16 protein-coding genes and 1 pseudogene are annotated in these 18,384 nt (G+C 59.5%); 10 read left to right on the top strand and 7 right to left on the bottom strand.

The window, feature by feature from the left end:
* Positions 1 to 361: 361 nt before the first annotated feature.
* The 3 genes from FSY45_RS26175 to FSY45_RS26165 all read right to left on the bottom strand — a co-directional run bounded on the left by FSY45_RS26175 (position 362) and on the right by FSY45_RS26165 (position 3,590).
* Positions 362 to 1,252: a polysaccharide deacetylase family protein gene (locus FSY45_RS26175; RefSeq protein ID WP_222864884.1), complete on the bottom strand. Its 891-nt coding sequence runs from the start codon at positions 1,250 to 1,252 to the stop codon at positions 362 to 364.
* 38 nt (positions 1,253 to 1,290) lie between these two features.
* Complete coding sequence (locus FSY45_RS26170; protein ID WP_064491741.1) at positions 1,291 to 1,950, bottom strand: isochorismatase family protein; 660 nt, start codon at positions 1,948 to 1,950, stop codon at positions 1,291 to 1,293.
* Positions 1,951 to 2,472: 522 nt separating this feature from the next.
* Positions 2,473 to 3,590 (bottom strand): IS3 family transposase gene (locus tag FSY45_RS26165; protein ID WP_370512851.1). Its coding sequence is split into 2 segments (ribosomal slippage): positions 2,473 to 3,332 and positions 3,332 to 3,590, totalling 1,119 coding nucleotides; the frame shifts between segments, so codons are not numbered across the junction.
* A gap of 54 nt (positions 3,591 to 3,644) precedes the next feature.
* Here FSY45_RS26165 and merR point away from each other — a divergent pair.
* The 5 genes and pseudogenes from merR to FSY45_RS26145 form a co-directional block, all read left to right on the top strand.
* Positions 3,645 to 4,037: pseudogene (merR, locus tag FSY45_RS26160) on the top strand (Hg(II)-responsive transcriptional regulator); the annotation flags it as partial.
* Between the two features lie 306 nt (positions 4,038 to 4,343).
* Positions 4,344 to 4,664 (top strand): hypothetical protein, encoded by a 321-nt coding sequence (locus tag FSY45_RS26155; protein ID WP_148748538.1) that lies wholly within the window; start codon positions 4,344 to 4,346, stop codon positions 4,662 to 4,664.
* Positions 4,664 to 4,834: a hypothetical protein gene (locus tag FSY45_RS27995; RefSeq protein WP_187427618.1), complete on the top strand. Its 171-nt coding sequence runs from the start codon at positions 4,664 to 4,666 to the stop codon at positions 4,832 to 4,834. Before FSY45_RS26155 ends, FSY45_RS27995 begins: the two co-directional genes overlap by 1 nt.
* 257 nt (positions 4,835 to 5,091) lie before the next feature.
* Positions 5,092 to 5,658: a hypothetical protein gene (locus FSY45_RS26150; protein WP_148748537.1), complete on the top strand. Its 567-nt coding sequence runs from the start codon at positions 5,092 to 5,094 to the stop codon at positions 5,656 to 5,658.
* Between the two features lie 131 nt (positions 5,659 to 5,789).
* The gene (locus FSY45_RS26145; RefSeq protein ID WP_148748536.1) at positions 5,790 to 6,920 is read left to right on the top strand and encodes a hypothetical protein; all 1,131 of its coding nucleotides are present in this window, start codon (positions 5,790 to 5,792) and stop codon (positions 6,918 to 6,920) included.
* 6 nt (positions 6,921 to 6,926) lie between these two features.
* Here FSY45_RS26145 and FSY45_RS26140 read toward each other — a convergent pair whose 3' ends face one another.
* Both FSY45_RS26140 and FSY45_RS26135 read right to left on the bottom strand, forming a co-directional pair.
* Positions 6,927 to 8,912, bottom strand: a complete 1,986-nt coding sequence (locus tag FSY45_RS26140; protein WP_148748535.1) for a DUF6538 domain-containing protein — start codon at positions 8,910 to 8,912, stop codon at positions 6,927 to 6,929.
* 236 nt (positions 8,913 to 9,148) lie between these two features.
* Positions 9,149 to 9,460 (bottom strand): hypothetical protein, encoded by a 312-nt coding sequence (locus FSY45_RS26135; RefSeq protein WP_003064135.1) that lies wholly within the window; start codon positions 9,458 to 9,460, stop codon positions 9,149 to 9,151.
* Between the two features lie 231 nt (positions 9,461 to 9,691).
* Between FSY45_RS26135 and FSY45_RS26130 the strand changes: the two genes are divergently transcribed.
* From FSY45_RS26130 to FSY45_RS26115, 4 genes are read left to right on the top strand one after another with little or no spacing between them, the layout of a single operon-like run.
* A complete protein-coding gene (locus tag FSY45_RS26130) occupies positions 9,692 to 10,231 on the top strand; it encodes a GbsR/MarR family transcriptional regulator (protein WP_012838998.1) in 540 nt (179 codons plus the stop codon).
* A 47-nt stretch (positions 10,232 to 10,278) separates the two neighbouring features.
* On the top strand, positions 10,279 to 11,163 hold the full coding sequence (locus tag FSY45_RS26125; RefSeq protein WP_046462777.1) for an NAD-dependent epimerase/dehydratase family protein: 885 nt from the start codon (positions 10,279 to 10,281) through the stop codon (positions 11,161 to 11,163).
* The gene (locus FSY45_RS26120) at positions 11,156 to 11,593 is read left to right on the top strand and encodes a DoxX-like family protein (RefSeq protein WP_046462776.1); all 438 of its coding nucleotides are present in this window, start codon (positions 11,156 to 11,158) and stop codon (positions 11,591 to 11,593) included. Before FSY45_RS26125 ends, FSY45_RS26120 begins: the two co-directional genes overlap by 8 nt.
* On the top strand, positions 11,590 to 12,066 hold the full coding sequence (locus FSY45_RS26115; RefSeq protein WP_012839001.1) for a DUF2269 domain-containing protein: 477 nt from the start codon (positions 11,590 to 11,592) through the stop codon (positions 12,064 to 12,066). Before FSY45_RS26120 ends, FSY45_RS26115 begins: the two co-directional genes overlap by 4 nt.
* 108 nt (positions 12,067 to 12,174) lie before the next feature.
* On the opposite strand, the gene FSY45_RS26110 is transcribed toward FSY45_RS26115, so the two are convergent.
* Together FSY45_RS26110 and FSY45_RS26105 are read right to left on the bottom strand one after the other, a co-directional pair.
* Positions 12,175 to 13,719, bottom strand: coding sequence for a PAS domain-containing methyl-accepting chemotaxis protein (locus tag FSY45_RS26110; RefSeq protein WP_046462782.1), 1,545 nt, complete (start codon positions 13,717 to 13,719; stop codon positions 12,175 to 12,177).
* Between the two features lie 196 nt (positions 13,720 to 13,915).
* Positions 13,916 to 14,392, bottom strand: coding sequence for an Lrp/AsnC ligand binding domain-containing protein (locus FSY45_RS26105; RefSeq protein ID WP_003066527.1), 477 nt, complete (start codon positions 14,390 to 14,392; stop codon positions 13,916 to 13,918).
* 115 nt (positions 14,393 to 14,507) lie between these two features.
* Between FSY45_RS26105 and putA the strand changes: the two genes are divergently transcribed.
* On the top strand, positions 14,508 to 18,356 hold the full coding sequence (gene putA, locus FSY45_RS26100; protein WP_148748534.1) for a trifunctional transcriptional regulator/proline dehydrogenase/L-glutamate gamma-semialdehyde dehydrogenase: 3,849 nt from the start codon (positions 14,508 to 14,510) through the stop codon (positions 18,354 to 18,356).
* Positions 18,357 to 18,384 lie beyond the last annotated feature (28 nt).

Raw genomic sequence — 18,384 nt, 5'->3', positions numbered from 1 at the left:
CAGCCTCCGCGCGCTTGAGCGCCTCCAATATCTGGCTATCTGTGAATCTCGACTTCTTCATCTGCAGAACTCCCTCTTAACGAGAAAATTCTACTTCTCCCAGCGGTGGATTTCAGGGGGTATTACCGAACTCCTTCCTCTTACTTTTCAATACTCATTCGAAGCTCAGACGTGCCCTATGAGAATGATCCCGCTGGGCATTTTTAGGCCGACATAGGCTTCGTTATGGCTGACTTTCGTCGACATGGGCACTATCTGAGAGTGATCGGACGGATCCGTCGTTTCAATCGATGCAATCAGCGTTATTAATTGAAATTGGCTCGCCAATTTTCCACGCAGCGTGCGCGACTTATCAGGCACGCTACGCCGCGATGACGCTGCTCCGATACCAGTCATTGATCTCATCGCCCGTCGCAAACCAGACGCCTGAATGACGGGCGATGTGTTCGAACGCGCGCCTCAAATGCTTCGCGCGGAATGGCTGGCCGACCAGGAAAGTGTGCAGACAGATGGGCATTACACGGGCGTTATCCTGCCCCTCTTCGTACAGAACGTCGAACTGATCGACAATCATGTCTCCGAAGTCGGCCGGCGAGACACCGATGCTCATGAAAGCGGGGAGATCGTTGAGTTCAAGAGAGTAGGGTACCGAAATGAGGCTTCCCGAACGTGTGTTAAATTTAAACGGCTGGTCGTCCGCGGTGAAGTCGCAGAGATATTCGACACCCAACTCTGCCAAGATGTGTGGCGTGTTGAGCGTTTCCGTGAGAAAGGGTCCAAGCCAACCTTTAGTCTTGCGCCCGAGCACTTTTTCCATCTTCTCAAGCACTGTCCGGATGATAGTCCGCTCCCTGTCCTCATCGATATCGGCAAGAAAATTGGTAGGTGCATTGTTGATTCCGTGACCAATCCAAGCCCAGTTGCGGCGCTCGCCTTCCTCGATGATGCGTGGGTATTCGGTGATGATGTCCGAGTTCAGACAGACTGTGCCACGCATGTGCAACGCGTCCATGATGTCCATGATTCGCCACAGTCCAACGCGATTTCCATAGTCACGCCAACCATAGTTCAGTGCGTCAGGAATGAACCTCGCCGTGGCGGGGACGATCGCGGTACCGGGAATGTCTTCAGGGAAGTGCTCAATGTTGATGTAAGGAACGACAGCCACGCGAGCGCCATTGGGAAACTTGAGTGGCGCGCGGTCGATGATGGGTTGGTAGTCATAGTGGCTCGTTTGAGTCAGTTTATTCATTAGTTGTTCTCCTGTTAGTAACAAATTTCGCCTAGTCTTTACCGAACGCTTCGCGGGCGTTCAATGAAATCAAGAACTTCCTGCTTGCTAACAACATCGCCATACTTACTATCGATGTCGAAGAGGTTCGCCTCGTGAGGGCCGCTATGCCGGTCACCTACACATTCCCGCGGAACGATTACGCGAAAACCGTTCTGAACTGCATCGACGGCGGTGGCGCGTACGCAGCCACTCGTCGAGCAGCCCGTTAAAATCAGGGTGTCGACTTGCGCGGCGGTGAGTGTTGCCGCAAGGCTCGTACCGAAGAAGGCGCTTGCATATTGCTTGCTTATGACTAACTCGCTGGGAAGTGGCTCGACGCCTTCGCACACTTCGTTGAACGGTTTCTCGGCCAAGCATTTCACAACTGGTGCCTTAAGAGCCCATACGCCGGCGTCCGCAAAGTCGGACGACTGGTGGCTCACGACCGTATGGATAACGCGCACGCCATGCCTTCTCGCAGCGTCAAGGACGCCTATGGTTTCGCGGACGGCCGGAGCGACGCCCGGCGCGTATAGCGGCGCATGTTCGAGCGTATAAGCTTTGACGAAATCGATAACGAGAATTGCCGCTTTGGTGCCGAAACCAATGCGATGACCCCATACGCCGCGATAATTTTCGGCAGCTGTAACGGGTTGCGGATGCGACGCGTTGCTCATGTTTTTCTCCGTGAATTACTGACGACAGGAATAGTCAATATAGGACTGTAGGAAAATTGGTCATGCTGATGAGAATAGAGACAGATAGCGCTCGCCAACTTTTGCCGTTGGCGGCCGTCGTTCCCGGTCCGGACAGCGCAGTCGTTCATTGAGTCGATCGACGGTTGTTTAGCGTGATGGCGGCTCCAATCGCGACAAATGTTTGCATCGACTAAGCAGCTAGACTATTTAGTGCGTAATGACTAAGGAACGACACAGCGAATCGCATAGTGCCGAGATTGGTCCTCCGTCGAGCAGCTAACATATCGCTGGCGACCTCCATCCGCTCGTATAGCTTGAACTCGTTTCCGACGTCACACTCTGTGAAATTCCGCAGCATTATTTTTCTTACTTATCATTTAGTTAGATCTCTAATATACGAAGGATAGTGCATCTTTTGCGGTATAACAGCTAGGTTAACCACCAATGATTAGCTGACCTGCCCCCTTCGATAGGGCCACGGAGCTTCTAGTAAAGTCCTGTTCAAACATGCTCCTGCAAGACAGGAGCGCCTACTGGTGCCGGATGCTTCGCCGCGAATTCGGCCGGCGACTGGTAGTTCAATGCGCTGTGCGGCCGTGCCTCGTTGTAGTCCCGGCGCCATGCCGACACCACGGCCCGGGCGTGGGCGAGCGTCGTGAACCAGTGCTCGTTCAGACACTCGTCACGAAACTTGCCATTGAACGACTCGATGTACGCATTCTGCGTCGGCTTGCCCGCCTGAATCAATTTCAACGTCACGCCGTTGGCGTAGGCCCACTGGTCCAGCGCGCGGCTCGTGAATTCGGGTCCCTGGTCCGTGCGCAACGCTTTCGGGTAGCCCCTGAAGCGCGCCACCCGGTCCAGCACGCGCGTCACATACCGACCCGAGATGCCGTGGTCCACCACGATCTCGACCGCTTCCTTGGTGAAGTCGTCGACAATGGTCAGGCACTTCAGGCGACGCCCGTTGGACAATGCGTCCATCACGAAATCGAGGGACCACACCTCGTTCGGCGTACTCGGCAAAGCCAGCTGCTCGCGCTCGACCATCACGCCGTGGCGCCGTCGCCGGCGCCGCACGGCCAGTCCGGCCTCGCGATACAGCCGGTGCACGCGCTTGTGGTTTACGTGCCTTCCTTCGCGCGCCAGCAGCGCGTGTAGCCGCCGATAGCCGAAACGCCGCCTCTGGTGCCCCAGCTCGATGAGGCGCGCCTTGAGCGCCTCATTCTCGTGGTCCGGCTGCGCTTCATAATGCAGCACGCTGCGCGAAAGCCCGACAAGCCGGCAGGCACGGCGCTCGGAGACATTGACCTTCTGCCGAATCGCCGCGACCGCCTCGCGCCTGGCCTGCGGGCTCAGGGCTTTCCCTTCACGACCACCTTCAGGGCTTCCATATCGAGCATCGCCTCGGCCAGCAGCTTCTTCAGCCTCGCGTTCTCGGCTTCCAGCTCCTTGAGCCGACGGGCTTCCGACACCTCCATGCCGCCGAACTTCGCGCGCCACGTGTAGAACGAGGCGTCACTGAACCCATGCTTCCTGCACAGCTCCTTCACCGGCAGGCCCGCCTCCGCTTCCTTCAGGAAGCCGATGATCTGTTCTTCCGAAAAGCGCTTCTTCATGTCCGTCTTCCTCTTCGAAAACGGACTTTACTAGATTCCGACTGGCCCGGTTTACGGGGAGCAGGTCACAACGTAGAGACCATCCGGTTCTATCAGCGCAAGGGCTTGTTGCCGGAGCCGGACAAGCCTTACGGCAGCATCCGCCGCTATGGCGAGGCGGATGTAACGCGGGTGCGGTTCGTGAAATCAGCCCAGCGGCTGGGCTTCAGTCTGGATGAAATAGCCGAACTGCTGCGGCTGGAGGATGGCACCCATTGCGAGGAAGCCAGTAGTCTGGCCGAGCACAAGCTCAAGGACGTGCGCGAAAAAATGACTGACTTGGCGCGTATGGAGTCGGTGCTTTCCGAACTTGTGTGTGCCTGCCACCTGCGGCAGGGGAATGTTTCTTGCCCGCTGATTGCTTCACTGCAAGGGAAGAAAGAACCGCGCAGTACCGACGCGGTGTAGCCAAGGGAACTACGCCTAAGCGTGCTTTATTTTCCGTTTTCTGAGGTGACGTCAACCGTCAGAAAAAACCGTGCGGCCGACTTTTGATAATTCGTGCTATCGCCTTCTGAAAATGACATTCGTTTTAGGTCGTCAAAACCTATAAGCAGAACCAAGAAACAATGGTTCGCTTGAGGCATACCTAAAAAGACACAAATGAATTGTATCTCTTATATGTGAATTACTCACAAAATTTGCTATACTTTTTGCATGCAAGAAAACAAACCGCGTATACGTCGAGGCCGCAAGCCCCTTGGGGACAAGCCAATGACGGAAGTGGAGCGCCAGCAGAAGCGCGAAGCAAAGCTCAAGGAGGAAGGCGTCCGCACGTTTCGCATGCGCCTTTACCCCCACCAAACGGCATGGATCGAACAGATGGCGAAGCACAACGGCGTATCCGCCTCCGCCGCGCTTGGGGACGTGCTGCAAGTCGCACTTGATAGGTATGCGGGCGTCATGAACCGCGTCCAATTCCTTGAGATCGACTGCAACAACCCCGAAGCCGCTGCCGTCTTCGTCCAAGCCCACCTCTCACCAGCGCTGCCAACCCTTGAGGAACTGGCGGCACAGTTCAAGAAAGAAACCTAATGCGAACCCTGACCCCCGAAGAAACAGCCGACTACCTGGAATCCGCCACCGTCATCAAGTCCATGGATGCGGGCTTCGCCATCACGCACACTGGCTTCAATGCAGCGGGCATCAAGTTCCTGCTCATGACGGACTACAACGGAGAAACCACCGTTACCGAACGCATCTAAGCCACCAGCACAAGCCGCCTGCAAGGCGGCTTTTTCGCATTGGTGCTCAGCGGATTTCCGCAAAAATTTGACAGCTTTTTGCACACCACAAAGCTTAAAAATGCTATCTATTTTGTAGCGATGAAGTGTTTGTTTTTATTGAATTCAAGCGTTTTGGAATCAGAAAACAAGCGCCACTAAAAAGGCGTCTCCTAATAACTACATAGATACACCTCTTCTAAGACATACCTTCATAGAGTCTTAGACAGACCAAGACAATGACAAAAAACACCGCGCCGGACGCCATCGCCCAAGCCCTCAGCATGAGGGCGGCGGGCTACACGACCGCAGCAATCAGCCAAGAGCTTGGCATTGGCGTCCGCACGCTCGGACGCCACTTTGCCAAGCACGGCACCAGCAAGGGGTCGGCCATGCCCGAAGTGATAGAGGCCAGCCGCAGCAAGCTGCTGGCCCTAATCACTTCTGACGACGCGATCAGACAGAAGGCCGCCCAGCTTCTGCATGACGACCTAGCCCATGTGCAGGCCATCCGCGAAGCGATGGCCGTCACGTTGGAGATGATCCGCGAGAAGCCCCCGACAACGCCCAAGGACGTGGCACTGAACATGCGGGCCATCGTGGCCGCATCCACCGTAGTGAAGAACACAGCGGACGTGTGGAGGCACAGCCTGCGCATGGACGACCGCGCAGCCGACGACAAGCCCATGCCCGAGCTGCACATTCATGAGCTGACCGCCGAGCAGATCGAAGACCTGAAGACCCGCGAGTTCAACCCCTACGCGGAAGAGGAAGCAGGCACCGTCCTAGAAATGTCCGAGTCCTGACCGGGCCTTTATGAGCGAAGTCCTAGAAGAATCGGACTTCCCTCAATACCTACCATTCAAAAAAATAGGTGCGTTTTTGAAAATCGCACCCCACTAGGAAGGAACCGCCAGAGCACCACGGCGGCCAAGCAATGCATCCCGAGATCAACCTCAGCGACTACAAGGCCACGGCTGTCATTGACTGGCTGGACATAGCGGTCACGCTGGGGCGCAGCACAGAGTTTCAATACGTCCAGCCAGAGTTGCACCGCCTGCTTGGGCTTAGTCCGTCAGAGGCAGTCATTCACGTCGCGGCCCAGAACGTAGCCAACAAAAATGGCTCTGCCACGGGCTTTGTATTCCGGCTGCAAGAGCACCACCACGAAAACAACGCGGCCAAAATTGCCTACATCGTGCGCGGCCTTGAGGCCTTCTTCGGGTTCACTGCACCGGCCCGCATCGCAGGGATTGAGGTTGCCTTTGACCTGAAGCCCAAGCCTGAGCCTAAGAGCAATTCAAAGGCCATCTATGTGGCAAACGCTGCAATGCAATATGGCATTGCAGCCTATGGTGAACACGCCCGCCAATTTACCCCCAGAGGCCACAAAAAAGGCCGCACTGTGCCGCTCACGCTAGACCCCACGTTCCACTATGGCGGCACGTTCTATGAGGGCCATCAGACCGACGAGCATGGCTATGCCATTACGGCATCCGCACATAGAGGCTACCCAAAGAAAACAGACGGCTTGGACGAAGACAACAAGCCTATCCCGCTTCCACCTAGCCAGCACCGGGCGCGCATGGAAGCTACGTTGCAGCTGGATAGGCCTGAGCTATACGGCCTGACTGACCCGCTGGCGCTGGCCTCCTACGACTTCACCAAGCTGGCTGATGAGCTGCACTTTCGCAAGCTCAGGCCCATTCAAGCCATCATCGATAGGGAGGCTGAAGAGCTGAAAGACTCGATGCGCGCCGCCAGCCATGCAATGAAGGCCACAGGCAAGCCGACACCAGCTAAAGAGCTGGAGAAACTGCGGCGGCGTGTGAATTCCTTTCCAATCAGAGCGGCTGCCATCGCCAGCATCTACAGGAACACAGACCGAATCTCGGAATGGAGTAGAGGCTGGAAAGGCTCAGAGGGGCGGCCACTTCAGCACAGCAAAGACACTGTGCCGGACGCCAAGCTCAATCGGAAGGTCAGGGATGCCCTTCAGACGCTCTCCGAGAAGATGGCTGAGGGCGTGTATCCCCCAGCGCAAAAAAAACGTGCCAAGGCCCGCTAAGCAAGCCTATGCCTTTCGGGGACGAGTGGGTGTCTTCGCCGTTTTCGCCGTTTTCGCCCTCAGATCAAAATTGCGTTCAATCGCATCAGCCAAGGACTGCATGCCCTCAAAAACATCGAATGTCCCAATCGTGGGCAAGTCGAACCGCACACGAGACAACGCTTCAAGGTGCTCGTCTGGCTTCATGTGGGCATAGGTTCGGACACCTTGACTGCCGACAGGGGCATGGCCTGCAAGATCATCGCGCATTGCGTCCCCCATGCCCGTGAGCACACATGCGGTAATGAACGTATGGCGGAAGCTGTGGAATGAAAGCGTCCCGTCGCGCTCAACTCCCAGCTTTCCCTTCATGATTTTGTCATTGAACCAGCGCCCAACATACCGGCCATAGCCCTTGACTGGATCCCATGCCAACTCTGGGAAGACACGCGCGTGCCCTGCATCCCGCAAAGCCTGCACATATTCAACAAAACCAAGGCGCACAAGCTCCGGGTGCAGGGCTATCACGCGGATAGCGTTGACGGTTTTTAGCTGCTTGTCGTTCTGGCCTTCTTCCCGCTCTGCCTCCTTCTTGCCTTCGCCCTCAAGGTTGAAATCCAAATACCACGTCCCCTTCTCGGTTTGCTTCACGTCCTTTACGTAGAGCTGCGCCAGCTCGCCGCGCCGAGCGCCAGAATACAAAGCCAGCAGAGGTGTCCAGTATTTGAACGGGGAAAACTCACGGTGCTTGCCGTCCTTCTTGGTGACTTTCCCGCGTCCATCACGCCACAAGTCTTGGCTGAAGATACGTCCCAACATGGCGGCATCAAACGGCTGGCGCTTATCTTTTTCCCTGACCTTTGCGGCGTTCTTTTGGGCCAGCCCCGATGCTGGATTCAAACGCATGAAACCATTGGCAACGGCCCAATTGAAAGCCCCACCAATCTTGGCGACATACTCGCCCGCGCGTCCAGCCCCAATCAACTCCAGGCCATCCCGCTTACCGGCCTCGACCAGCTTATGGATACTCAAGCCGTGATAGGGCTTGTCTTCACGGCGGATTGTGTTAAACGAACAAGGAACAGCCTCGACAGCCTCACGGAATGAACGCATAAGCTCACGGTTGATATTGCCCAGCACAGGATTGCCCATCAGCTCAACAAACAGTCCGTGAAAGCGTCGATTTTTTTCAATGGTGGCTGCTGACCACCTCTTTTCCCTGTAGAAGGCCTCAAGCAAAGCGCTGCATTGCATACCTCGGTGCTTGTATGCCTCACCCATAGCGGCCTCAAGCGCAGCCTCTCGCATTGTCTCGATAACGTCTGTGTTGGGTGCTGGTGCTGGTGCTGGCCGCGCAGCCTCTCGCATTACGGGCGTGATAGTCGCAGCCAAAGAGGCCCGCACGCGCTCACAGTCAGAACGCTCAGCCAGCAGTTCACCTATTGGAACTTTGACGGTATCGGCGAGCACCACCCACCCGCCCTTGTCATTGAGAAATACACAGTCCTCGAAAACCTCGCCAGTTGTGAGAGCTACCGCAGCAGGCCTAAGCCTCTGTTCGCCAAACATAGGACTAAGGTTATGACCCCAAAGAGTTTCGCCAATGTCGATACCTGGGCCATCGTCTTCATAGGCCAGCTCTACTTTCTTATCGGCTCCCAGTTGGCCGTTTAATTTAACGCACAGGCCCAGCTTACGGGCCTTGAGCTGCTCGAACAGCTCTGGCACTGACAGCCCCATTTCTATCGCTGCGTCGGCCAGTTTGATAGTCCCTACAGACAACAGCAAGGGACTACCTGCGCTCAATTTTTCCAAATCCATATCACCACTGAGGCGGGCAAATTCCGCCTTCCATTGCAATGCCGCAGCGAGCGCCAAATGGCAAGCCAAGGCGCGGTCAGTCGTGTTGAGGGATCGGCGTAACTCTTGGGTGCTGAAGTGAGGCTGTAGAGCCTCGGGCACTCGGATGCGGGCATAAAAACGCCCGCTTTTGCGGCGGTAAAAATAGGCCATGTGTCACACGCTTGTGTCACAGGCCACCCCGAAACGGGGCTAACCGGGCGTATTATCCATTGAAATCAATGGCTTGAATGAAAGGTGGCCCGATTGTCTCAGGCCACCCCATACCCGAGAGCCGACCACGGCAAAAAACTGCATGGGCGCCCATATCACGCGCCCAGCCGATAGGCCCTCTGCAAGGCAAAATCAAGCCTCAATGTGCCGCCGAAGCTTGTCTGACAGCTATGCAATCAGAAGCGTTGCTCTTCACGCAGCCTGCGCTCGCGGCTATTGCGCGCCGCAGCAATCTGGGCGCGCTCGGCGATCAGGTTGACCTCGGTGGCACAGTTGTACTCGTCGAGCGAGAAAAACATGCGGGCTCCGGGGGCGAGTTGCGACACCGTCTGATGCAGGGGCAGAGACAGGTCAACCGGCGCCACATTGGAGCGATAGATCAGCTCGTTATTGGGTGCATAGACAAAATAGCAGGCAGCCGATGCGACCTGGGCCCAAGCACAGGCCGACAGAACCAAGGCGGCACGCAGGACGGATGCAGCGGTCATGAACTCTCCCTTCCCTGACGGGGCTCCATGCCCCTGTAATGCGGCTATTTTACGAGTAGCGACGCAGCGACCGGGTCGATGCGACATTTCTTCATTGCAAGAAAATTGCTTGCCGCCATGCCCCCCTATGCGCACAGCCTGTACAAACACCTTGCGGATCCCGCTCGGGCATTCGCACGATTATAAATTTCTGTATTGACAGAAATTTCAAGCAAGACCACACTTCATCTCATGCAACTGAGTCCTATCGCTGAACGCTTTGTGCACCACTGGGGAGATATGGGCAACGCCTGGGGCGTGAACCGCACGGTGGCACAAATTCATGCACTGCTGTTCTTTCATGGCCGTCCCCTCAATGCCGACGAAATCTGCGAAACCCTGGGCGCGGCACGCTCCAACGTCAGCAACAGCCTCAAGGAGCTGCTGAACTGGAACCTGATTCGCAGCAGCCGCAAGAGCGGTGACCGGCGCGAGTATTTCGAGACCTCGGCCGATGTCTGGGAGCTGCTGCGCACCATTGTGCGAGAGCGCAAGCAGCGCGAGTTCGACCCCACCAGCGCACTGCTGCGCGAATTGATCGCCCAGCCCGAATTCGAGCAGGAAACGCCCGATGCCCAGGACCGCGTGCACGAGACGCTGCGCCTCATGGATTCGCTGGGCATCTGGACCGACGAAATGCTGCGCCTGTCTCCAGCCACGCTGGACAAGATCCTGCGCCTTGGCGCCAGCGTCCAGCGCTTTGTCCGAGGCAAGGATGGCGGCAACGATTGAAGCCAAACTGAATTCTGTCAAGGCAGAAAACTGCAAAGGAGTAGCGTATGCGAGTTCTGATCTGCGGCGGCACAGGCTTTCTGGGCCGACATATCGTGAATGCGCTGGCCCTGCTGGACCACGACCCCGTGGTGCGCAGCCGCCACAGCCAGCCGCCGCTGGACTTTGGCACCTGCACCACAGCCGAGGCATGGCTTGAGCATCTGCAGGGCATCGATGCCGTCATCAACGCCGTCGGTGCTCTGCGCGACAAGCCCGACCAGGATCTGCAGACCCTGCACTCTCTGGCTCCCATCGCGCTGTTCGATGCCTGTGCCCAGGCCGGCGTGCGCCGCGTGGTGCAGGTCTCGGCCCTGGGCGCGGGTCAGGGCGGCACCCAGTACGCAAGCACCAAGCGCGCAGCCGACGAGCATCTGCTGGCGCTGGGCAGACAAGGCGGGCTCCATCCCGTTGTCGTGCGACCCAGCATCATCTTTGGTGCGGGCGGAGCCAGCAGCCAGCTGTTCCTGAATCTGGCCAGGCTGCCCGTTCTGCTGCTGCCCGAACTCATGCGCAGCAGCCAGATACAGCCCGTGGCCGTGCGCGACCTCGCCGAAGTGCTCGCGCATATGGCGACATCGGACACCTCCGAAGGTATCGTCGAAATCGGCGGCCCCCAGCCACTTTCGACAGAAGCCTTCATCGCCAGCCTGCGCAACCAGATGGGTTACGGCCCGGCATCGGTATATGCCCTGCCCGACTGGATGAGCAAGGGCAGCGCCAGAGTCGGCGACCAGATCCCTTCCCTGCCCTGGTGCAGTGAAACCATGGCCTTGCTGGAAAACGACAACGTTACCGATCCTCAGACCCTGGCCTCGCTGCTGGGGCGCGCTCCCGTGGCTCCGGATGCCATGCTGGCCACCTTGCCCAAGGAAGGACGCCGCCATGCCTGAGTTGCAAAACAGCAGCAGACCCAACCCGCAGAAGCAAGCTGCCCAATTCATGCACGCGAGTCTGGTCGTCGTCTGGCTGGGCACGGCTCTGGTCAGCGCACTGGACTATCTCGGACTCTCGGGCCTCAACCACGAAGGTGCCCGCTTGCTGGACCAGGGCGGCATTGGCGATACAAGCTGGCAGGCACTGCTCATCTGGTCCGGCCTGCTGGCCGATTTGGCTCTGGGTCTGGCCTTGCTGCTGCGTCCAGGCCGCGCCATCTACCTGAGCGCCCTGCTGCTGATGACGGCCATGACCGTGATCGGCACGGCTCTTCAACCCACGCTGTGGCTGCACCCTCTGGGGCCGCTGCTCAAGAACCTGCCCATCGCCGCCATGCTGTGGTTCTTGCTGCAAACAAATCACTCGTACAACAGGCTTGAATCATGAATACCTATCTGTTGCTCAAGACACTACACATCCTCTCCAGCGTGCTGCTGGTCGGCACCGGCCTCGGCTCGGCCTTCTACATGTTCTTTGCCAACCGCAGCGGCTCGGTCGCTGCCCAGGCAGTGGTCAGCCGCCTGGTGGTGCGGGCCGACTGGTGGTTCACTACTCCCTGCGTCTTCATTCAGCCGGTCACGGGCATTGCCATGGCCTATCTCGCAGGCTGGCCGCTCACCACTCCCTGGCTCGCGCTTTCGCTCGGCCTGTATGCGCTGGCCGGCATCTGCTGGCTGCCCGTGGTCTGGCTGCAGATCCGAATGGCGGCGATGGCGACCCTGGCGCATAGCCAGAGCCAGGCCCTGCCGCCGCTTTTCCGGCAATACCAGTTGCGCTGGGAGGCCCTGGGCTACCCCGCCTTTGTGGCCATGGCTGGCACCTATTATTTGATGGTGAACAAGCCACAGCTCTGGGGCTGAGGCGCCTGCCATGATCGGCTCGTCCACACCTCGCTCATCAGGAAGGACGGCAGCCCGCTCATTGCAGCGATAGCGGCCATGCCGTCTCAACCTTTTGCGACTCGTCGGCTATCGAAACACACCAATCGCTTCCACAAGATTCTTCACCTGCCATTGCATGCTGCTCGACGCCTGCGCCCCCTGGGTCACCAGTTGCGCGTTCTGCTGCGTCAGATAGTCCATGTCCGCCACCGACTTCCCTACCTGGCTGATCTCCTCGCTTTGTTCGCGCGTGGCCTTGCTGATCTCGGCAATGAAGTCCGCCACGCTGCGCGCCTGGGAGACAATGTCGCCGATATTGCTCCCCGCATCGCTGACCACCAGAGAGCCCGCCTCGATGGTGGCCGTGCTGGCCTGAATCAGCGCCTTGATCTCCTTGGCTGCATCGGCGCTGCGCTGCGCCAGCGCCCTCACCTCGCCGGCAACGACGGCAAACCCCCTGCCATGCTCGCCCGCACGGGCGGCCTCCACGGCCGCATTCAGCGCCAGCAAATTGGTTTGAAAGGCAATGCTGTCAATCACGCCGACGATGTCGGCAATGCGGCGGGAGTTGGCCGTGATCGACTCCATGGTGGAGACGATCTGATCCATGGACTGGCCCCCGCGCAAGGCCGCCGCGCTGGCTTCGCTGGCCAGCACGCCGGCTTTTTGGGCCGTATCGGCGCTGGATTGAACCCGGGCCGTGATCTGCTCCATGGAGGCCGAAGTCTGGGCCACATTCACCGCCAACTGCTCCGTCTGCCCGTGCAGATAGCTGTTGCCCTGCTCAATCTCGTTGCAGGCCTGCTGAACATTGAGCGCCTGCTGGTTCACATCGTCCACCAGCCAGCGGAACATGAGACCGATCTGGTTGACCGTGCGCAGCGTGGTGCCGATTTCATCCGAGCGCTGCAAGTATTCCGTCTGCCGGTTGTTGCCGGTGGCCACGTTCAGCGACTGACGCTTGAGCAGCTCCAGCGGCGTGGCAAACTGGCTCTCGAGCAACAGCGTCATCAGCATCAGGGCCACCGTCATGAAGGCCGCCATCGACAGGAACTGCATCTGGCTTTGAGCCAGCAGCCAGGCCCCAAGCAGCAGGGCGCCCCACAAGGCCAGCGAGTTCAGGCGAATGCGCCGGCGCACCCCCATGTGCCGCCAGATCGACAGCAGCTTCCCCAGCCCTTTCTTGGAGACTATGCCTTTGTGCAACTCAGGCGCGGAACCGCCCTTGTCGTGCATGGACTCATACAGCTTTTGCGCCGCCTCGACCTCTTTGCGCTCGGGCTGGGTGCGCACCGACATATAGCCCTTGGCCTTGTCATTGCGGATGATGGGAATGGCATTGGCCCGAACCCAGTAGTGGTCCCCGTTCTTGCGCCGGTTTTTGACCAGTGCACTCCAGGGCTCGCCGCTTTTGAGGGTGGCCCACATGTCGGCAAAAGCGGCCGGGGGCATGTCCGGGTGGCGCACCAGATTGTGCGTCTGGCCGAGGATCTCTTGCGGCTCGAAGCCGCTGACCTCCATGAACGCCTGATTGGCATATTTGATGTAGCTCTCGGTGTCCGTGGTGGACATCAGAGTCGCGTGCTCATCAAAGCTGTACTCCCGCTGTGTCACTGGTGCATTGACTCTCATAGATGCCGCTTTTTGGTCATTAATCGAGAAAAACTGCACAGCTTGTGCCGCAGCCTTCACTGCGGCAACCACCTCTGTGTGTATCAATTATTTACATGTTTTTTGCGGCCCATCCATTCCTGAAAAAGCAGTTGTTGCTAGCCTGCGTCAACGTAGATACAGAGTCCTGAACCCTTCATTCAAACGCGCTTTTCTCCTACAAAGGCAGCCGCGCATCATCCTTGATCTCCTCCATCACCGCATAGGTTCTGGTCTCGCGCACGCCCGGAAGCTGCCACAGCACCCGGCCCGCGAAGTCACGGTAAGCCGCCATATCGGCCATGCGGGTCTTGAGCAGATAGTCAAATCCCCCTGCCACCATATGGCACTCCATGATGGCCGGGTACGCCAGCACGGCGGCCTTGAACTCGTCAAACACATGGGGCGTGGTGCGGTCCAGCAGCACCTCGACAAACACCGTCATGCCCACGCCCAGCTTCTGCGGATTCAGCCGCGCTTCGTAGCCCAGGATGTAACCATCGCGTGTAAGCCGGGCCACACGGGCCTGTACGGCTGTGGGCGACAGCGCCACCTGCTCTGCCAGGCGCAGATTGGAGATGCGCCCATCGGTTTGCAGAATTGCCAGTATTTTTCGATCAATCCTGTCGATATCCACTTCTGAAGCGTCATTCATTGGTGAATTCCTCTTTTTAATTCGCTCAATATAGTGATTCATTTTTCGACAAACCAGCAATGATTTTCCCTATGTAGACAGCTGCGCCCGGGCCGCATGCAATGCAGCTGTGAACATGGTGAAGGCCGCGCACCCGCTCGCGTCCAGGCTCTACGACACCTGCACAGACATGCCGACTTTCACTGCGCTGCCAGATTCCAGCCGCCCTGCCGATGAACTGCGTCAAGCCATCAGTTGCGCCACCCGCATGGCCGAGTCCGATGCCGTGGCCCGGCTGCTGCCTGCCGCCACGCTGCCGCCCGCCCAGGCTGCCCAGGTCGCTGCCCATGCGCAAAAGCTGGTCGAGCAACTGCGCGCCCAACCCGCCAGCGCTGGGCGCCAGGGGCTGGTGCAAGGTCTGCTGCAGGAGTTTTCGCTGTCCTCGCAGGAAGGCGTGGCACTGATGTGCCTGGCCGAAGCCTTGCTGCGCATCCCCGATGCGGCTACCCGTGATGCACTGATCCGCGACAAGCTGCGCGGCGGCGACTGGCAGGCTCATCTGGGCAAGAGCCCCTCGCTCTTTGTCAATGCTGCCGCCTGGGGACTGGTGGTCACCGGAAAGCTGGTCGATACGCATAGCGAGTCAGGCCTGCTCGCGGCGCTCAAACGCATCACAGCCAGGGGCGGCGAGCCGCTGGTGCGCAAGGGCGTGGACATGGCCATGCGCTTGATGGGCGAACAGTTTGTGATGGGCGAGACCATTTCCCAGGCTCTGGAGCGCGCTCGCGAACTGCAGGCCAGAGGCTTTCGCTATTCCTACGACATGCTCGGCGAGGCCGCCCTCACCGCCGAGGACGCGCAGCGCTACATGCAGTCCTATGTGAATGCGATTCATGCGATCGGCAAGGCCGCTGACGGCAAGGGCGTCTATGAACGGCCGGGCATTTCCATCAAGCTCAGCGCCCTGCACCCGCGCTACAGCCGCGCGCAATGGCAGCGCGTGATGAGCGAGCTGCTGCCACGCGTGCTGCAGCTGTGCGAGCTGGCACGCAGCTACGACATAGGACTCAATATCGACGCTGAAGAAGCCGACCGCCTGGAGCTGTCGCTGGACCTGCTGGAACAATTGGCCCATGCCCCTGGCCTGGCAGGCTGGAACGGCCTGGGCTTTGTGATTCAGGCCTATCAAAAACGTTGTCCCTATGTGATCGACTATCTGATCGACCTGGCCCGACGCAGCGGACGCCGCCTGATGGTGCGCCTGGTCAAGGGCGCATACTGGGATAGCGAAATCAAGCGCGCCCAGATCGACGGTCTGAGCGACTATCCTGTCTACACCCGCAAGCACCACACCGATGTGGCCTATATTGCCTGCGCTCGCAAGCTGCTGGCCGCACCCAGCGCCATCTACCCGCAATTCGCCACCCATAACGCCCAGACCGTGGCCAGCATCGAATCCTTGGCCGGTGCCCAGCCCTACAGCGCTGGACGTTATGAGTTTCAATGCCTGCACGGCATGGGCGAGCAGCTCTACCTGCATGTGGTCGAGGCCGAGGACAAGGCCGCACGCCGCCCCTGCCGCATCTATGCTCCCGTGGGTACGCACGAGACACTGCTGGCCTATCTGGTTCGCCGCCTGCTGGAAAACGGCGCCAACAGCTCATTCGTGCACCGCATCGCCAACCCCGACTGGCCCATCTCTGATTTGATAGCTGCCCCTGCAGACCAAACGTGGGCTGAGGGGCAGCCGGATCCCCAAACCCGGGCCGAGGTGGAAACACTGCTTGCGGACGATGACATAGGCCTGCCCCACCCCCGTATCGTGCTGCCGCGCGAGCTGCTGGGCAAACAGCGCCGCAACTCCTCTGGTCTGGACCTGAGCGATGACGGTGTGTTGAGCGCTCTGTCTCAAGCGCTTGCGCAAAGCCGGCCCGCACAACTTCGCCAGGGTGTCCATGCCGTGCATGCCGCCGACACCATCGGCACAGCCATAACCAACCCGGCCAGCCATCAGGAGCTGCTGGGTTATGTCAACGATGCCGGGCCCGCGCAGATTCAGCAGGCACTGCACGCAGCCGCACAGGCCCAGCCCGCCTGGCAAGCCAGCCCGGCCGAGCTGCGTGCCAGTCTGCTGCAGGCCGCAGCCGAACTCTTTGAAACGCAGATGCAGCCGCTGATGAGCCTGCTGATGCGCGAAGCCGGCAAGACTGCGGCCAATGCCGTGTCCGAGGTGCGCGAGGCCGTGGACTTTCTGCGCTATTACGCGGCTCAGATTCGGCGGCAGGCCGATGCGGATCTGCTCGCCCCCGGCATAGGCCCTGTGGTCTGCATCAGCCCCTGGAATTTTCCACTGGCCATCTTCACCGGCCAGGTCGCGGCCGCCTTGGGCGCCGGCAATGTGGTGCTGGCCAAGCCCGCTGAGCAGACCCCACTGATCGCCCTTGAAGCCGTTCGCCTGCTGCATCAGGCCGGCATTGCGCCAGACGTGCTGCAACTGCTGCCCGGCCGGGGCGAGACCGTGGGCGCAGCACTGGTGGCCGATGCGCGCGTGGCAGGCGTGCTGTTCACAGGCTCCACCGAGGTGGCGCGACTGCTGGCTCTGCAGACCGCCGCCAGATTGCGCCCCGACGGCCAGCCCGTGGTGCTGGTGGCCGAAACCGGCGGCCAGAACGCCATGCTGGTGGACTCGTCCGCCCTGGTCGAACAAGCCGTGCAGGACATTGCTGCATCCGCCTTTGACAGCGCGGGCCAACGCTGCTCGGCTCTGCGCCTGCTGTGCGTGCAAAACGACTGCGCCGACCGGCTGCTGACCATGCTGTGCGGTGCCATGCAAGAGCTGCATTGCGGCAATCCGGCCGAGCTGGCCACCGATGTGGGACCCGTGATCGATGCCGATGCCAAGACTGCTATCGAGCGGCATATCGCCAGACTCAGGGCTCTGGGTCTGCGCATCCATCAATCGCCGCTGAGCCCGGAAACTGCCGCGCAAGGGCATTTTGTGGCGCCCACGCTGATCGAGCTGCCCGATCTGCATCATCTCAAGCGCGAAGTCTTCGGCCCCGTGCTCCATGTACTGCGCTATCAAAGGCGCGAGCTGCCGCAGTTGCTGGAGCGCATCAACGCCCTGGGCTACGGCCTGACCATGGGATTGCACACGCGCATCGACGAAACCGTGCAGCTAGTCGCCCAGGCGGCACATGTCGGCAATCTGTATGTGAATCGCAATATGGTGGGGGCCGTGGTCGGTGTGCAGCCCTTTGGCGGCGAGGGGCTGTCTGGCACCGGTCCCAAGGCCGGCGGCCCCCTGTATCTGCCGCGCCTGCAGCAGACACCCGGCTCGCCCCTGCGTTTGCTCAGTCTGCTGCTGCATCAATCCGGAGAGGCACAGGCAAGCGCCACACCCGTCACGGCAGCAGCGGCGACCGCCTTGCAGCAGCTGGGTCACTGGGCCAGGCAGCATGGTGAGGCCATCGTCAGCCATGATTGCGAGCGCCTGCAAGCGGCCCTGCCCGATCTGCATGCCGCACGTCTGTTGCCCGGCCCCACAGGCGAGCGCAATCTCTACCAGCTGCTTGGCAAGCCGCGCACACTGTGCCTGGCGCAGGAAAGAACCATGCTGCTGCTGCAACTGGCTGCCGCACTGGCCTGCGGCTCGCAAGCCCTGTGGGTACCCGGCCCGCTCGGCATCACAGTTCACGGCAAGCTGCCAGATGTACTGCGCCGCCATGTGCTGCTGTTGCCTGCCGAGCTGAGCGTCGAGGAAATTGCGGAGACCGAGGCCATGGATGCAGCACTGCTGGAATGCGACGCCCCCCAATTTCTGCGCTGGGCGCAGGCCTTGGCAAGGCGCCCGGGCCCGTTGATACTGCCCACACGCTGTGTGACAGGCCGGCCCGTCCGGCTGGAGCGGCTCTGGCATGAACGCGCTCTATCGCACAACACGGCGGCAGCGGGCGGCAATGCGGCATTGATGACGCTGGAATAGCCGCCCTGAGGCGCTTTGCACCTTCTCC

The organism is Comamonas sp. Z1, from assembly GCF_008121555.1.
Taxonomy (GTDB): Bacteria; Pseudomonadota; Gammaproteobacteria; order Burkholderiales; family Burkholderiaceae_C; genus Comamonas; species Comamonas thiooxydans.
This window is presented reverse-complemented; position numbering and strand designations above follow the sequence as displayed.

What these genes read in the sequence shown, in the direction of transcription:
- FSY45_RS26155 (WP_148748538.1), top strand. Translation starts at nt 4,344, where the DNA reads ATGACGGAAGTGGAGCGCCAGCAGAAGCGCGAAGCAAAGCTCAAGGAG.
- FSY45_RS26105 (WP_003066527.1), bottom strand. Translation starts at nt 14,392, where the DNA reads ATGAATGACGCTTCAGAAGTGGATATCGACAGGATTGATCGAAAAATA.
- FSY45_RS26175 (WP_222864884.1), bottom strand. Translation starts at nt 1,252, where the DNA reads ATGAATAAACTGACTCAAACGAGCCACTATGACTACCAACCCATCATC.
- FSY45_RS26135 (WP_003064135.1), bottom strand. Translation starts at nt 9,460, where the DNA reads ATGACCGCTGCATCCGTCCTGCGTGCCGCCTTGGTTCTGTCGGCCTGT.
- FSY45_RS26120 (WP_046462776.1), top strand. Translation starts at nt 11,156, where the DNA reads ATGCCTGAGTTGCAAAACAGCAGCAGACCCAACCCGCAGAAGCAAGCT.
- FSY45_RS26150 (WP_148748537.1), top strand. Translation starts at nt 5,092, where the DNA reads ATGACAAAAAACACCGCGCCGGACGCCATCGCCCAAGCCCTCAGCATG.
- FSY45_RS26140 (WP_148748535.1), bottom strand. Translation starts at nt 8,912, where the DNA reads ATGGCCTATTTTTACCGCCGCAAAAGCGGGCGTTTTTATGCCCGCATC.
- FSY45_RS26125 (WP_046462777.1), top strand. Translation starts at nt 10,279, where the DNA reads ATGCGAGTTCTGATCTGCGGCGGCACAGGCTTTCTGGGCCGACATATC.
- FSY45_RS26145 (WP_148748536.1), top strand. Translation starts at nt 5,790, where the DNA reads ATGCATCCCGAGATCAACCTCAGCGACTACAAGGCCACGGCTGTCATT.
- FSY45_RS26115 (WP_012839001.1), top strand. Translation starts at nt 11,590, where the DNA reads ATGAATACCTATCTGTTGCTCAAGACACTACACATCCTCTCCAGCGTG.
- FSY45_RS26110 (WP_046462782.1), bottom strand. Translation starts at nt 13,719, where the DNA reads ATGAGAGTCAATGCACCAGTGACACAGCGGGAGTACAGCTTTGATGAG.
- FSY45_RS27995 (WP_187427618.1), top strand. Translation starts at nt 4,664, where the DNA reads ATGCGAACCCTGACCCCCGAAGAAACAGCCGACTACCTGGAATCCGCC.
- putA (WP_148748534.1), top strand. Translation starts at nt 14,508, where the DNA reads ATGGTGAAGGCCGCGCACCCGCTCGCGTCCAGGCTCTACGACACCTGC.
- FSY45_RS26130 (WP_012838998.1), top strand. Translation starts at nt 9,692, where the DNA reads ATGCAACTGAGTCCTATCGCTGAACGCTTTGTGCACCACTGGGGAGAT.
- FSY45_RS26170 (WP_064491741.1), bottom strand. Translation starts at nt 1,950, where the DNA reads ATGAGCAACGCGTCGCATCCGCAACCCGTTACAGCTGCCGAAAATTAT.